The following is a 16378-nucleotide window of genomic DNA, read 5'->3' as shown; positions in this document are numbered from 1 at the left end:
ATGACCATTTTTAATAATTATGAAGTGTGGTTTGTGATTGGCAGCCAGCATTTGTACGGGCCGGAAGCGTTGCAGCAGGTGACGAAACATGCGGAGCACGTTGTGAATGCCCTGAACGCGGAAGCCAAACTGCCGTGCAAACTGGTACTGAAGCCCCTGGGTACGACGCCGGACGAAATCACCAACATCTGCCGCGATGCCAACTACGACGACAAATGCGCCGGCCTGGTGGTGTGGCTGCACACCTTCTCACCGGCCAAAATGTGGATCAACGGCCTGGCAATCCTCAACAAACCGCTGCTGCAATTCCACACTCAGTTCAATGCCTCCCTGCCGTGGGACAGCATCGACATGGACTTCATGAACCTGAACCAGACCGCGCACGGCGGTCGCGAGTTCGGCTTCATCGGCGCGCGCATGCGCCAGCAGCATGCCGTGGTGACCGGCCACTGGCAGGACGGCCAGGCACAACAACGCATTGGCTCCTGGATGCGTCAGGCGGTCTCTAAGCAGGACACCCGTCACCTGAAGGTGGTGCGTTTTGGCGACAACATGCGCGAAGTGGCGGTCACCGACGGTGACAAAGTGGCCGCGCAGATCAAGTTTGGTTTCTCCGTCAACACCTGGGCGGTGGGCGACCTGGTGCAGGTAGTGAATGACATCAGCGAGGGTGATGTTAACGCGCTGGTAGATGAATATGAAAGCAGCTACCGCCTGACGCCTGCGGCGCAAGTTAACGGCGACAAGCGCCAGAACGTGCTGGATGCCGCACGCATTGAGCTGGGCATGAAGCGTTTTCTGGAACAGGGCGGCTTCCACGCCTTTACCACTACATTTGAAGACCTGCACGGCCTGAAACAGCTGCCGGGTCTGGCAGTACAACGTCTGATGCAGCAGGGCTACGGCTTTGCAGGCGAAGGCGACTGGAAAACTGCCGCTCTGCTTCGCATCATGAAGGTGATGTCGACCGGTCTACAGGGCGGCACCTCCTTTATGGAGGACTACACCTACCACTTCGAGAACGGCAACGATCTGGTGCTCGGCTCGCACATGCTGGAAGTGTGTCCCTCCATCGCGGTTGAAGAGAAACCGATCCTTGACGTGCAGTACCTCGGCATTGGCGGCAAAGCGGATCCGGCCCGTCTTATCTTCAACACCCGTACCGGTCCGGCCATCAACGCCAGCCTGATCGACCTCGGCGACCGCTTCCGCCTGCTGGTGAACTGCGTCGATGCGGTTGAAACCCCGCACTCTCTGCCGAAGCTGCCGGTCGCCAATGCCTTGTGGAAAGCGCAGCCGGACCTGCCAACCGCGTCAGAGGCGTGGATCCTGGCGGGTGGCGCGCACCACACCGTCTTCAGCCATGCGCTTGACCTGAACGATATGCGTCAGTTTGCCGAGCTGCACGACATCGAGCTGACCGTGATTGATAACGACACCCGTCTGCCAGCCTTTAAAGACGCGCTGCGCTGGAACGAAGTCTATTACGGTTCAAAACGCTAAGTACGCAATGCCCGGTGGCGCTGCGCTCGCCGGGCAGGGAGACAACCATGTTAGAAGATCTCAAACGTCAGGTACTTGAAGCTAACCTGGCGCTGCCAAAACATAACCTGGTGACCCTGACCTGGGGCAACGTCAGCGCCGTTGACCGGGAAAAAGGGGTATTCGTGATCAAGCCTTCGGGCGTGGATTACACGGTGATGACCGCAGAAGATATGGTCGTGGTCAGCATCGAAACGGGTGAAGTGGTCGAAGGCAACAAAAAGCCCTCATCCGATACGCCGACTCATCGCCTGCTGTATCAGTCCTTCCCGACCATCGGCGGCATCGTGCATACCCATTCGCGTCACGCGACCATCTGGGCGCAGGCGGGCCAGCCCATTCCGGCCACCGGCACCACCCACGCGGACTACTTTTACGGCACCATTCCCTGCACGCGTCTGATGACCGATGCGGAGATCAACGGTGAGTACGAATGGGAAACCGCGAACGTCATCGTCGAAACCTTTGAAAAACAGGGGATCGACGCGGCGCAGATGCCCGGCGTGCTGGTGCACTCCCACGGCCCGTTTGCCTGGGGGAAAAATGCGGAAGACGCGGTGCATAACGCGATCGTGCTGGAGGAAGTCGCTTACATGGGGATCTTCTGCCGCCAGCTGGCGCCGCAACTGCCGGATATGCAGCAAACCCTGCTGGATAAGCATTATTTGCGCAAGCACGGCGCGAAGGCGTACTACGGGCAGTAATTATGGTAAAGATGTCTGAACATCAGGCATCTTTACCATTCATCAAATTAATTATTAATAATTGAAAGATAAAAACATGATATTTGCTCATCAACATTTCTTTTGTTACAACAACGTATCGAAAAGGAGATTGATAGATGAGCAACAGGAAAGATATTACTGACGGGGCATTCGCAACCACAAAAAAAAATGGCCTTATTTACACCGAAGAATTAGGATGGGTAGATTTAGGTCATGCCCAAGGGAATGATGCGAGAAGGTTAAAAAGCAAACTAGATCAAGAATGGCACTCGACATACTATAAAGAATTTAATGATTGGTATTTCCCGGTTTCCTATAATCAGGAAATGATAGCACGTAAAACTATTTTAGGCATGGATCTATCCTTTCATACAGGCGTCTTTACAAAAATTATGGTTCGCTCATGCCTTTCCCCATTTATGAAAGCAAGAGTCGCCTTGACATTGATGTATGGGACGGCAAAAAGATTCGAAGCATGGCAAAATTCCTTCCTCTTTCGCTGGTATACTGACAGCGGTTTTAGTGCGGAAGACTTACTTTCAGATTTAGTTGGTTTTTACCGTGTTTTTGGTTCAGGCTCCGATCCACTCTGGCTAGCAAAACCTGTGTCATATCAGACAGCAATTCAGATATGGGATGCAAGTGGTTCACCCGGAAAGTTTAAGAACAGAAAATTTTCTCCTTATTTATTTCAAAAAAAGGTGCCCTTTAAATATGGCAAGCCTATAAAAAGAGAACTGCCTAAATGGATGAATTATATAAATCCATTAGACCACGCAAACTCAGGATTACTCTATAATGAATATAAGAACAGCCCCATAAAAAGCTACTTTCGCAAAGACAATCAACTAAATCATGAACTTTACGGAACCATATCAATAAAAAACAGTAAAACTTACTCAACCTCCCCTTTTGAAAGGCCATTATTTTTTCTACTAAATCCTCATACACCAGTAAGTCGTTGGTGAATTATGAAAAGATACATGTTTATACTCGCAATCTTGCTCCTGGCTCCTTTTTTGCTTTTCTTTAGTGCTTTTGCATTTAAAGCTGGAGACCATCATTACAAACGTGATGATTTATTCTCATGGTGGCTCTATACCCCTGATGCGCTAAAAGACGCGCCACAATTATCAACAGATATGATATTTAGCTATAGCTATGATATTGATCATCAAGAAACAATAGTAAGCATCCAATATAAAAACATAAAAGACATTACTAAGCAGGAACAAAAAATATTTAACTTCATTAATAAATTCAATGGGATTAGCAAATATAACTGTTCATGGGTTTATAAAAACCATAACGATTACAGCAATGATTATCAACGCTATTGTGTATATAAAAAAGGCAATACTCTGGAACTTGAGTTTTTTGAAATCGCAAAATAAACGCTGTATAAAAACACAGCAAACCAGGCTATAATCAGGCCTGGTTTTGTTTTGTGGGATCGCAGCGTGGCACAGGCGCAAGAAGGCTTTTTACTGACCCGACACTGGCGGGATACTCCTCAGGGCACCGAGGTCGCGTTCTGGCTGGCGACGGATAACGGCCCGCTGCACGTTACCCTGCCGCCTCAGGAGTCCGTGGCGTTTATCCCTGAAGGCCACGTCGAGAAGGTAAAGCAGCTGCTGCGCGGTGAAAACGGCTGGCGTCTCACGCCTCTTGAGCTAAAAGATTTCCACCTTCAGCCGGTGTATGGCCTTTACTGCCGCGCCCATCGCCAGCTGATGCGCTACGAAAAACTGCTGCGCGAAGCGGGCGTGACGCTCTACGAAGCGGATATCCGCCCGCCGGAACGCTTTCTGATGGAGCGGTTTATCACCGCGCCCGTCTGGGTGGACGGCGCGGAACAGAATGGCAGTCTCGTGAATGCGCGCCTCAAGCCTAACCCGAATTATCGCCCGCCGCTCAAGTGGGTCTCGCTGGACATCGAAACCACCCGTCACGGCGAACTGTACTGCATTGGCCTGGAAGGCTGCGGGCAGCGGGTTGTCTATATGCTCGGGCCGCCGAACGGCGATGCGTCCGCGCTGGATTTTCAGCTTGAGTACGTCAGCAGCCGCCCGCAGCTGCTGGAGAAACTTAACCAATGGTTTGCCGAGCACGATCCGGACGTGCTGATAGGCTGGAATGTCGTCCAGTTTGACCTGCGCGTGCTGCAAAAACATGCCGAACGTTATCGCATTCCCTTAATACTGGGACGCGGCAACAGCGAGCTGGAGTGGCGTGAGCACGGTTTCAAGAACGGCGTTTTCTTTGCCCAGGCCAATGGTCGCCTGATTCTCGACGGCATCGAGGCGCTAAAATCCGCCTTCTGGAACTTCTCGTCATTCTCCCTCGAAGCGGTCGCCCGGGAGCTGCTCGGCGAAGGGAAATCCATCGACAATCCCTGGGACAGAATGGACGAGATTGACCGGCGCTTTAACCAGGATAAGCCGGCGCTCGCCACCTATAACCTGAAAGACTGCAAGCTGGTGACGCAGATTTTCCACAAAACCGAGATCATGCCGTTCCTGCTGGAGCGCGCGACGGTGAACGGCCTGGCGGTCGACAGGCACGGCGGCTCGGTAGCGGCCTTTAGCCACCTCTATTTCCCACGAATGCACCGCGCGGGCTACGTCGCACCCAACCTTGGCGACGTACCTCCACAGGCCAGCCCCGGCGGCTACGTGATGGATTCTCGGCCCGGGCTGTATGACTCGGTGCTGGTGCTGGACTACAAAAGCCTGTACCCATCGATTATCCGCACCTTCCTCATTGACCCGGTAGGGCTGGTGGAGGGGATGGCACAGCCAGATGATGAACACAGCACCGAAGGTTTTCTCGGGGCACGCTTCTCGCGCGAAAAACACTGCCTGCCGGAAATCGTGGGAAACATCTGGCACGGCCGCGACGAGGCGAAACGCCACGGCAACAAACCGCTCTCGCAGGCGCTGAAAATCATTATGAACGCCTTTTACGGCGTGCTGGGTACCAGCGCCTGCCGCTTCTTTGATCCGCGTCTGGCGTCGTCCATCACCATGCGCGGGCACGAGATTATGCGCCAGACCAAAGCGCTGATTGAATCCCGGGGCTATGACGTCATTTATGGCGATACCGACTCCACCTTTGTCTGGCTGAAAGCCGCCCATTCGGAAGACGACGCCGCGCAAATCGGCAAAGATCTGGTCGCCTTTGTGAACGACTGGTGGCGCGAAAGTTTGCAAAAAGAGCGGTTAACCAGCGCATTAGAGCTGGAGTTTGAAACCCATTTTACCCGCTTTCTAATGCCAACCATTCGCGGAACCGACCAGGGCAGCAAGAAGCGCTACGCCGGGCTGATTCAGGAAGGTGAAGCGCAGCGGATGGTGTTTAAGGGGCTGGAGACGGTGCGCACTGACTGGACGCCGCTGGCGCAGCGGTTCCAGCAGTCGCTCTACCTGCGAATATTCCGCAATGAGCCTTATCAGGATTACGTGCGCGACACCATCGCCAGCCTGATGGCGGGTGAACTGGATGACCAGCTGGTGTATCGCAAACGCCTGCGCCGCCCGCTGGTGGAGTACCAGCGTAACGTTCCCCCTCACGTGCGCGCCGCGCGGCTGGCGGACGAAGAGAACGTTCGTCGGGGACGCGCGCCGCAGTATCAGAACCGGGGGACGATAAAATACGTCTGGACGACGAACGGACCGGAACCCGTTGATTATCAACAGTCGCCTCTCGATTACGATCACTACCTCACCCGCCAGCTTCAGCCGGTTGCGGAGGGAATTTTACCGTTCATCGACGACGACTTTGCTACACTAGTGACAGGACAACTTGGGCTATTTTGACGCGTGACGAAACCGTTGCCATCCAGTACCATAGCGCCCTTTCCATTCCCGGACCCATTTTTCGATGACCGTCTTTTTTGACGGGGGTCGAACTATTGCCTGCAATTAAAGATTAGAGCCGAACAACTATGCCTTTTACACTTGGTCAACGCTGGATCAGCGATACAGAAAGCGAACTTGGATTAGGAACCGTCGTTGCCGTCGATGCGCGCATGGTTACCCTCCTTTTCCCTGCTACCGGTGAAAACCGCCTGTACGCTCGCAATGACTCCCCTGTTACCCGCGTAATGTTCAATCCGGGTGATACCGTGACCAGCCATGACGGCTGGCAGCTAAAGGTTGAAGACGTAAAAGAAGAGAATGGACTGCTCGCCTACATCGGAACGCGCCTTGATACCGACGAGACGAACGTCATCCTGCGTGAAGTGCTGCTCGACAGCAAACTGGTGTTCAGCAAGCCGCAGGACCGTCTGTTTGCCGGGCAAATCGACCGAATGGATCGCTTCTCCCAGCGCTACCGCGCGCGTAAGTTCCAGAGTGAACAGTACCGCATGCCGTGGAGCGGCCTGCGCGGTCAGCGTACCAGCCTGATCCCCCATCAGCTGAACATCGCCCATGACGTGGGCCGTCGCCATGCACCTCGCGTGCTGCTGGCTGACGAAGTGGGCCTGGGTAAAACCATCGAAGCCGGCATGATCCTGCACCAGCAGCTGCTCTCTGGCGCTGCCGAGCGCGTGCTGATTGTGGTGCCGGAAACGCTGCAACACCAGTGGCTGGTCGAGATGCTGCGCCGCTTTAACCTGCGCTTCTCCCTGTTCGACGACGAGCGTTATGCCGAAGCCCAGCACGACGCGGACAACCCGTTTGAAACCGAACAGCTGGTCATTTGCTCCCTGGACTTCGTGCGCCGCAGCAAGCAGCGCCTGGAGCATCTGTGCGATGCTGAATGGGATCTGATGGTCGTCGACGAAGCCCACCACCTCGTCTGGAGCGAAGATGCGCCAAGCCGTGAATACATGGCGATCGAGCAGCTTGCGGAGCGCGTACCGGGGGTTCTGCTCCTGACCGCAACGCCGGAGCAGCTGGGTCTTGAGAGCCACTTCGCCCGTCTGCGCCTGCTCGACCCAAACCGTTTCCACGATTTCGAGCAGTTTGTTGAAGAGCAGAAAAACTACCGTCCGGTAGCGGATGCCGTCGCGCTGCTGCTGGCAGGTAATCGCCTCTCTAATGATGAACTCAACACTCTGAGCGATCTGATTGGCGAGCAGGACATCGAGCCGCTGCTTCAGGCCGCGAACAGCGACAGCGATAACGCCGGATCCGCGCGCAAAGAGCTGATCGACATGTTGATGGACCGTCACGGCACCAGCCGCGTGCTGTTCCGCAACACCCGTAACGGCGTGAAGGGGTTCCCGAAACGCGAGCTGCACACCATCAAGCTGCCGCTGCCGACCCAGTATCAGACCGCAATTAAAGTCTCCGGCATCATGGGCACCCGTAAATCGGCGGAAGATCGCGCGCGCGACATGCTCTACCCGGAGCAGATTTATCAAGAATTTGAAGGCGACACCGGCACCTGGTGGAACTTCGATCCGCGCGTGGAGTGGCTGATGGGCTACCTGACCGCGCACCGTTCCCAGAAGGTGCTGGTGATCTGCGCCAAAGCCGCCACCGCGCTTCAGCTGGAACAGGTTCTGCGCGAGCGCGAAGGTATTCGCGCCGCCGTGTTCCACGAAGGCATGTCCATTGTTGAGCGCGACCGCGCTGCGGCCTGGTTTGGTGAAGAGGACAGCGGCGCACAGGTTCTGCTGTGCTCCGAAATCGGTTCTGAAGGCCGTAACTTCCAGTTTGCCAGCAATCTGGTGATGTTTGATCTGCCGTTTAACCCGGATCTGCTGGAGCAGCGTATCGGCCGTCTGGATCGTATCGGTCAGGCGCACGACATTCAGATCCATGTTCCGTATCTGGAGAAAACCGCTCAGTCCGTTCTGGTTCGCTGGTATCACGAAGGGCTGGATGCGTTTGAACATACCTGCCCGACGGGCCGCACCATTTATGACCAGGTGCATAGCGATCTGATCGGTTATCTCGCGGCGCCGGAAAATACCGACGGCTTTGATGAGCTGATCAAATCCTGCCGCGAGAAGCACGACGCGCTGAAAGCCCAGCTGGAGCAGGGGCGCGACCGCCTGCTGGAGATCCACTCCAACGGCGGTGAAAAAGCGCAGCAGCTTGCCGAAAGTATTGAAGAACAGGACGACGACACCAGCCTGATCAGCTTCTCCATGAACCTGTTCGACATCGTCGGCATTAACCAGGACGATCGCGGCGAGAACATGATCGTGCTGACCCCGTCCGATCACATGCTGGTGCCGGATTTCCCGGGCCTGCCGGAAGATGGCTGCACCATCACCTTTGAGCGTGATGTGGCGCTGTCTCGCGAAGACGCACAGTTCATCACCTGGGAGCACCCGCTGATCCGCAACGGTCTGGATCTGATCCTCTCCGGCGATACCGGCAGCAGCACCATCTCCCTGTTGAAGAACAAAGCGTTGCCCGTGGGCACGCTGCTGGTGGAGCTGATCTACGTTGTGGAAGCGCAGGCACCGAAACAGCTTCAGCTTAACCGCTTCCTGCCGCCAACGCCGGTGCGTCTGCTGCTGGATAAAAACGGTACGAACCTGGCCGGCCAGGTGGAGTTTGAAAGCTTCAACCGCCAGCTGAGCGCGGTCAACCGCCATACCGGCAGCAAGCTGGTGAATGCGGTGCAGCAGGACGTGCATGCCATCCTGCAACTGGGTGAAGCCCAGGCCGAAAAAGCGGCCAGAGAGCTGATCGATGCGGCCCGCAGCGAAGCTGACGAGAAGCTGTCAGCTGAACTGTCGCGTCTGGAAGCGTTGAAAGCGGTGAACCCGAACATTCGTGACGATGAACTGGCCGCGATTGAGAGCAACCGTCAGCAGGTGCTGGAAAGCCTGAATCAGGCGGGATGGCGTCTCGACGCCCTGCGCCTTATCGTTGTGACGCATCAGTAAGCGGAGCACAAGATGGTAATGGAGCCCTACAATCCCCCGATGGAACCGTGGCTGGTCATTCTGTATCAGGATGAGCACATTATGGTGGTCAACAAGCCAAGCGGCTTGTTGTCCGTGCCGGGCCGTCTGGATGAGCACAAGGACAGCGTGATGACGCGCATTCAGCGCGATTATCCGCAGGCCGAGTCTGTCCATCGTCTGGATATGGCCACCAGCGGCGTGATTGTGGTGGCGCTGAATAAAGCGGCTGAGCGCGAGCTTAAACGTCAGTTCCGCGAGCGCGAGCCGAAGAAGCAGTATGTCGCCCGCGTGTGGGGCCATCCGGCGCAGGCGGAAGGGCTGGTGGATTTACCGCTGATTTGCGACTGGCCGAACCGGCCAAAGCAGAAGGTGTGTTATGAAACCGGCAAGGCCGCGCAAACCGAGTATGAAGTGCTGGAGTACGCGCCGGATAACACCGCCCGCGTCCTGCTGAAGCCGATTACCGGGCGCTCCCACCAGCTGCGCGTGCATATGCTGGCGATGGGTCACCCCATTCTGGGAGACAGATTTTATGCGCCGCCGGAAGCGCTGGCGTTAGCGCCGCGCCTGCAACTGCATGCGCAGACGCTCACCATCACCCACCCTGCTTTCGGCAACACCATGACGTTTAAAGCCCCGGTGGACTTCTGAAAAAAAAGCCCGACGCTGTGTCGGGCCTTTTTTTATTTAAAACCTTTCTGCTCTTTAATCAGCTCGTAGGCTTTCTGGATTTCCTGCGCTTTCTGTTTCGCCATCTCCATCATCTCTGGCGGCAGGCCTTTCGCCACCAGCTTATCCGGATGGTGCTCGCTCATCAGCTTACGATACGCGCGTTTGATGGTCGTGACATCGTCAGACGGCTTCACGCCGAGGACGTTACAGGCATCTTCAAGCGTAGGGCCACGCTGCGCCTGCTGCCAGCCGCCGCCGGACGATTGCTGCTGATAACCGCCGCCAAAGTGCGCACCACCCTGCATCATGCGCAGGAACTGGTCGAACTGCATGCGGGAAATGCCCAGCTCTTCGGCAATCACGTATAAGACGTCCCGTTCATTCGGATGCAGAGAGCCATCCGCGAAAGCGGCCTGGATTTGAATTTCCAGAAACATCCGAATTAAATCAAAGCGCCCGAAACAGATGCTACGGAACTGCCGCATTTTTTCTCGCAGCGGGTAGTTATCTGATTTACCAATCCGGAACGCATTCTGCGCCGCGATGCGTGATTCACCGTGCAGATTCATGCGATCCATAAAGACGCTGGCGACCTGAATGTCGGCTTCCGTTACGCGCCCTTTTGATTTGGTTAAATGCCCCATCACCTCGAAGGTGGTGGAGAAAAAGAGTGACTGGCGCTCGCGCTGGTTGGCAAACCAGGCCATTTTGCGGCTGCGTGCCTTATCAAACATATGGCCGATAATGAGGCCAAGAACGACGCCCCAGAATCCGGCACCCATAATAATTGCGAACGCAACGCCGATTATTTTACCCCAATACTGCATATACTCCCCGAATGGTCATGTTCCTGGCCGACGCAACGCCATCATTACAGTGGTCGCGCCACGGTCAATTGAGGGACATCGCCTATAATTTGCATTATCATACTCGTCATTCGATAGCGAGCCTAACACTCTGGCGCGCAAACGGGCAGGATTAACGCTGGTACTGCGCTGATGAGTAAGATAGTCTCTGAGCGTTTGTAAGCCGTAGCCACTGATGACGGAACAATAAAATACAACGTATGAAAAAACGTATCCCCACCCTTCTGGCCACAATGATTGGCACCGCCCTGTATAGCCAACAGGGGCTCGCAGCCGATCTCGCCTCGCAGTGTATGCTTGGCGTCCCAAGTTACAATCGCCCACTGGTGAAAGGCGATACGAATGACTTACCCGTCACCATTAATGCCGACAGCGCAAAAGGTAATTATCCTGACAACGCGACCTTTACGGGCAATGTCGATATTAACCAGGGAAACAGCCGTCTGCTGGCTGACGAAGTGCAATTGCACCAGAAGCAACCGGAAGGTGCCCAGGCGCCTGTCCGTACGGTGGATGCGCTGGGTAATGTGCACTATGACGACAATCAGGTCATCCTGAAAGGTCCGAAAGCCTGGTCCAATCTGAATACGAAAGATACCAACGTCTGGGAAGGTGATTACCAGATGGTGGGCCGTCAGGGTCGCGGAACCGCAGACCTGATGAAGCAGCGCGGCGAAAACCGCTACACCATTCTCGAAAACGGCACGTTTACGTCCTGTTTGCCTGGGTCAAATACCTGGAGCGTCGTGGGCAGTGAAGTGATCCACGACCGTGAAGAACAGGTCGCCGAGATCTGGAACGCCCGCTTCAAGCTTGGCCCGGTGCCGATTTTCTATAGTCCTTACCTGCAACTGCCGGTGGGCGACAAGCGTCGTTCGGGCTTCCTGATCCCGAACGCCAAGTACAGCACGTCGAACTACTTTGAGTTCTACCTGCCGTACTACTGGAACATTGCGCCCAACATGGACGCCACGATCACGCCGCACTATATCCACAAGCGCGGTAACATCATGTGGGAGAACGAGTTCCGCTATCTGACCAAGGCGGGCGCGGGTCTGATGGAATTTGATTATCTGCCATCAGATAAAGTGTTCCAGGACGAGCATCCTTCCGAAGGCGATAAGCACCGTTGGATGTACTACTGGAAGCACGCCGGGGTATTGGATCAGGTATGGCGCTTCAACGTCGACTATACCAAGGTCAGCGATCCGTATTACTTCAACGACTTTGACTCTAAATACGGGTCCAGTACCGACGGTTACGCCACGCAGAAATTTAGCGTGGGCTACGCCATTGAGAACTTCGACGCCACCGTGTCGACCAAGCAGTTCCAGGTATTTGATACGCAATCGCGCAGTACCTACGGTGCAGAGCCGCAGCTGGACGTGAACTGGTATCAGAACGATGTGGGTCCTTTCGACACGCGCGTTTATGCTCAGGCGGTTCATTTCGTCAACACCAACTCTGATATGCCGGAATCAACGCGTCTGCATATCGAGCCGACGATCAATCTGCCATGGTCAAACGACTGGGCGAGCCTGAACACCGAAGCCAAGTTGATGGCCACCCACTACCAGCAGAAGAATCTGGACTGGTATAACAAACGCTATGGCACCGATCTTGAAGAGTCGGTAAACCGTACGCTTCCGCAGTTCAAAATGGACGGGAAGCTGATCTTCGAACGTGATATGGGCCTTCTCGCCGATGGATACACCCAGACGCTTGAGCCGCGTATGCAGTATCTCTACGTGCCTTATCGCGATCAGAGCAAAATTCAAAACTACGACTCGTCTTTCCTGCAATCAGACTACAGCGGCCTGTTCCGTGACCGTACCTACGGCGGCCTTGACCGTATTGCGTCTGCTAACCAGTTAACGACCGGCGTCACAACGCGCGTTTATGATGATGCTGCCGTTGAACGTTTTAACGTTTCTGTTGGTCAAATCTACTATTTCACCGAGTCTCGTACCGGTGATGACGACATTAACTGGGAGAAAGACAACAAAACGGGCTCACTGGTATGGGCAGGCGACACCTACTGGCGCATGACGGATCGTTGGGGTCTGCGCGGTGGCGTTCAGTACGATACACGACTGGACAATATCGCGACGGGCAGCGCTGCCATTGAGTATCGTCGTGATGAAGACCGCATGTTGCAGTTGACGTATCGTTACGCCAGCCCGGAGTATATCCAGGCGACGCTGCCTAACTATGCGAATACGGACCAATACAAAGACGGTATTTCACAGGTAGGTACTGCCGCGAGCTGGCCGATCGCCGATCGCTGGTCAGTCGTCGGGGCCTACTACTATGACACGAATGCCCAAAAACCTGCCGACCAGATGTTAGGTCTGCAATATAACTCCTGCTGTTACGCAATACGTGTCGGTTACGAACGCAAACTTAACGGCTGGGATACGCAAAACAGTCAGGGCAAATACGATAACGTGATTGGCTTTAATATCGAGTTGCGCGGCCTGAGTTCTAACTACGGTCTGGGCACGCAGCAGATGCTGCGCTCGAACATTCTGCCGTATCGTAGTTCATTGTAATGTGCTTGATTTACAACGTAATCCGCTTTGCGGTTAATTGAAATGGAAAAAGTATGAAGAACTGGAAAACGCTGCTACTCGGTGTCGCTATGGTTGCGAATACCAGCTTCGCGGCCCCACAGGTTGTCGATAAAGTCGCGGCTGTGGTTAACAACGGCGTCGTGCTTGAAAGTGACGTTGACGGTTTGATGAAATCTGTAAAGCTCAATTCGGGCGAAGCAGGTCAACAACTTCCGGATGACGCCACGCTGCGCCACCAGATCCTGGAACGTCTGATCATGGATCAGATTGTCCTGCAAATGGGCCAGAAAATGGGCGTGACGATCTCTGACGAGCAGCTCGATCAGGCGATCGCCAACATCGCAAAGCAGAACAACATTACCCCGGATCAGATGCGTAGCCGCCTGGCCTATGACGGCATCAGCTATGCCACCTACCGTAATCAGATCCGTAAAGAGATGCTGATTTCAGAAGTGCGTAATAATGAAGTCCGTCGCCGCGTCACCATCCTGCCTCAGGAAGTGGAAGCTCTGGCAAAACAGGTGGGTAATCAGAATGATGCCAGCACCGAGCTTAACCTGAGCCACATCCTGATCCCACTGCCGGAAAACCCAACCTCCGATCAGGCGGCTGAGGCAGAAAGCCAGGCGCGCGCTATCGTTGAGCAGGCGCGGAATGGCGATGACTTCGGCAAGCTGGCCATCACGTACTCTGCTGATCAGCAGGCGCTGAAAGGCGGCCAGATGGGCTGGGGACGTATTCAGGAGCTGCCATCCCTGTTTGCACAGGCGCTGAGCACGGCGAAGAAAGGCGACATCGTCGGTCCTATCCGTTCCGGTGTGGGCTTCCACATTCTGAAAGTGAACGATCTGCGCGGTCAGAGCCAGAACATTTCCGTCACCGAAGTTCACGCGCGTCATATCCTGCTTAAACCGTCTCCGATCATGACTGACGATCAGGCCCGTGCGAAGCTGGAACAGATCGCGGCAGACATCAAGAGCGGTAAAACCACCTTTGATAAAGCGGCAAAAGAGTTCTCTCAGGATCCTGGCTCTGCTAACCAGGGCGGCGACCTGGGTTGGGCGGCAGCCGATATTTACGATCCGGCTTTCCGCGATGCGTTAATGAAGCTGAACAAAGGCCAGATGAGCGCACCAGTGCACTCCTCCTTCGGCTGGCATCTGATCCAGCTGATGGACACCCGCAACGTGGATAAAACCGACGCGGCACAGAAAGACCGAGCGTATCGTATGCTGTTCAACCGTAAGTTCTCTGAAGAAGCCGCAACCTGGATGCAGGAACAACGCGCCAGCGCTTACGTGAAGGTCCTGAGCAACTGATGAAGCCGCATCGTGTTGCGATCACTCCCGGCGAACCCGCCGGGATTGGGCCTGACCTTGTGGTTCAGCTCGCCCAGCGTAGCTGGCCAGTCGAGCTGGTTGTCTGCGCTGATGCAACACTGTTACAAGACCGGGCAGCCTTGCTCGGTCTGCCTTTAACGCTCATCCCATACGTTGAAGGCCAACAGCCCGCACCGCAGCAGGCTGGCACCCTCACCCTGCTCTCTGTTCCGCTTCGTGCACCTGTTGTCCCCGGTGAGTTACACACCGAAAACGGCCACTACGTTGTCGAGACGCTGGCGCGCGCCTGTGACGGGTGTCTGAAGGGCGAATTTGCCGCCCTGATCACCGGTCCGGTGCATAAAGGGGTCATCAACGACGCGGGCATTCCGTTTACCGGGCATACCGAATTTTTCGAAGAGCGTTCGCACAGCCCGAAAGTGGTCATGATGCTGGCAACCGAAGAAATGCGCGTTGCGCTGGTTACGACTCACCTGCCCATCAAAGCCATTCCGGATGCCATTACGCCTGAACTCCTGCGTGAGATCATCGGCATTTTGCATCACGATCTGCAAACCAAATTCGGCATTCCGCAGCCGCATGTGCTGGTTTGTGGCCTGAATCCGCACGCGGGTGAGGGCGGACATATGGGCACCGAAGAGATCGACACCATCATTCCGGTACTTGAGGAGATGCGGGCGAAGGGGATGAACCTCAGCGGGCCATTGCCTGCCGACACCCTTTTCCAGCCCAAATACCTGGATAATGCTGACGCCGTGCTCGCGATGTACCACGATCAGGGTCTGCCCGTGCTAAAATACCAGGGCTTTGGCCGCGGGGTGAATATCACCCTCGGTTTACCCTTTATTCGAACGTCCGTTGACCACGGTACTGCGCTTGATCTGGCAGGCCAGGGAAAAGCGGATGTCGGCAGTTTTATTACGGCGCTTAATCTCGCCATCAAAATGATTGTTAATACTCAATGACTAATCGAGTCCATCAGGGCCACTTAGCCCGTAAACGCTTCGGGCAAAACTTTCTCAACGATCAGTTCGTGATCGACAGCATCGTCTCTGCCATTAATCCGCAGAAAGGCCAGGCCATGGTCGAAATCGGCCCGGGTCTTGCCGCGCTGACCGAGCCGGTAGGCGAACGCCTTGACGAACTGACCGTTATCGAACTTGACCGCGATCTGGCCGCGCGTCTGCAAACGCATCCGTTCCTCGGGCCGAAGCTGACGATTTATCAGCAAGATGCGATGACCATGAACTTCGGCGAACTGTCAGAAAAAATGGGCCAGCCGCTGCGCGTGTTCGGTAACCTGCCGTACAACATCTCCACCCCGCTGATGTTCCATCTGTTTAGCTATACTGATGCCATTGCCGACATGCACTTCATGCTACAAAAAGAGGTCGTTAACCGTCTGGTTGCAGGGCCGAACAGTAAGGCGTATGGTCGTTTAAGCGTGATGGCGCAATATTATTGCAACGTGATCCCGGTTTTAGAAGTACCGCCTACCGCGTTCACGCCGCCGCCAAAAGTGGATTCTGCGGTGGTACGCCTGGTGCCGCATAAAACGATGCCGTACCCGGTCAAAGACCTGCGCGTGCTGAGCCGTATTACCACTGAAGCCTTTAACCAGCGTCGTAAAACGATTCGTAACAGCCTTGGCAATCTGTTTACCGTTGACGTGTTAGCTGAGTTGGGTATCGACCCGGTAATGCGTGCGGAAAATATTTCCGTTGAGCAGTACTGCAAGCTGGCTAATTACATCAGCGACAATGCGCCGCCGAAGGAGAGCTAAGCC

General features: G+C 55.0%; 12 protein-coding genes. 11 read left to right on the top strand and 1 reads right to left on the bottom strand.

Going from position 1 to position 16378, the window contains the following annotated elements:
• The 7 genes from araA (at position 1) to rluA (ending at position 9792) form a co-directional block, all read left to right on the top strand.
• The gene (gene araA, locus DBR02_RS14285) at positions 1-1503 is read left to right on the top strand and encodes an L-arabinose isomerase (RefSeq protein WP_063450678.1); all 1503 of its coding nucleotides are present in this window, start codon (positions 1-3) and stop codon (positions 1501-1503) included.
• Between the two features lie 47 nt (positions 1504-1550).
• Positions 1551-2246 (top strand): L-ribulose-5-phosphate 4-epimerase, encoded by a 696-nt coding sequence (gene araD, locus DBR02_RS14280; RefSeq protein ID WP_107534680.1) that lies wholly within the window; start codon positions 1551-1553, stop codon positions 2244-2246.
• Between the two features lie 137 nt (positions 2247-2383).
• Positions 2384-3235 (top strand): hypothetical protein, encoded by an 852-nt coding sequence (locus DBR02_RS14275; protein ID WP_107534679.1) that lies wholly within the window; start codon positions 2384-2386, stop codon positions 3233-3235.
• A 15-nt stretch (positions 3236-3250) separates the two neighbouring features.
• Entirely contained in the window at positions 3251-3661 is a 411-nt protein-coding gene (locus DBR02_RS14270) for a hypothetical protein (protein WP_233157687.1), read from the top strand.
• 66 nt (positions 3662-3727) lie between these two features.
• Entirely contained in the window at positions 3728-6085 is a 2358-nt protein-coding gene (gene polB, locus DBR02_RS14265) for a DNA polymerase II (protein ID WP_107535651.1), read from the top strand.
• Positions 6086-6213: 128 nt separating this feature from the next.
• Positions 6214-9120 carry an RNA polymerase-associated protein RapA gene (rapA, locus tag DBR02_RS14260; RefSeq protein WP_107534677.1) on the top strand — a complete coding sequence of 969 codons (2907 nt, stop codon included), beginning with the start codon at positions 6214-6216 and terminating at the stop codon, positions 9118-9120.
• Positions 9121-9132: 12 nt separating this feature from the next.
• Complete coding sequence (gene rluA, locus DBR02_RS14255; protein ID WP_107534676.1) at positions 9133-9792, top strand: bifunctional tRNA pseudouridine(32) synthase/23S rRNA pseudouridine(746) synthase RluA; 660 nt, start codon at positions 9133-9135, stop codon at positions 9790-9792.
• Between the two features lie 32 nt (positions 9793-9824).
• Here the strand turns inward: rluA and djlA are convergent, their stop codons facing one another.
• Positions 9825-10640: a co-chaperone DjlA gene (gene djlA / locus DBR02_RS14250; RefSeq protein ID WP_102750036.1), complete on the bottom strand. Its 816-nt coding sequence runs from the start codon at positions 10638-10640 to the stop codon at positions 9825-9827.
• Positions 10641-10879: 239 nt separating this feature from the next.
• Between djlA and lptD the strand changes: the two genes are divergently transcribed.
• From lptD to rsmA, 4 genes are read left to right on the top strand one after another with little or no spacing between them, the layout of a single operon-like run.
• Positions 10880-13231, top strand: coding sequence for an LPS assembly protein LptD (lptD, locus tag DBR02_RS14245; RefSeq protein WP_107534675.1), 2352 nt, complete (start codon positions 10880-10882; stop codon positions 13229-13231).
• 53 nt (positions 13232-13284) lie between these two features.
• Positions 13285-14571 carry a peptidylprolyl isomerase SurA gene (gene surA, locus DBR02_RS14240; protein WP_063867433.1) on the top strand — a complete coding sequence of 429 codons (1287 nt, stop codon included), beginning with the start codon at positions 13285-13287 and terminating at the stop codon, positions 14569-14571.
• Entirely contained in the window at positions 14571-15557 is a 987-nt protein-coding gene (pdxA, locus tag DBR02_RS14235) for a 4-hydroxythreonine-4-phosphate dehydrogenase PdxA (protein WP_063450687.1), read from the top strand. The genes surA and pdxA overlap by 1 nt, the downstream gene beginning before the upstream one ends.
• On the top strand, positions 15554-16375 hold the full coding sequence (rsmA, locus tag DBR02_RS14230) for a 16S rRNA (adenine(1518)-N(6)/adenine(1519)-N(6))-dimethyltransferase RsmA (RefSeq protein WP_107534674.1): 822 nt from the start codon (positions 15554-15556) through the stop codon (positions 16373-16375). The genes pdxA and rsmA overlap by 4 nt, the downstream gene beginning before the upstream one ends.
• Positions 16376-16378: the final 3 nt, after the last annotated feature.

The organism is Enterobacter cloacae complex sp. (genome assembly GCF_900322725.1).
GTDB lineage: Bacteria > Pseudomonadota > Gammaproteobacteria > Enterobacterales > Enterobacteriaceae > Enterobacter > Enterobacter quasihormaechei.
This window is presented reverse-complemented; position numbering and strand designations above follow the sequence as displayed.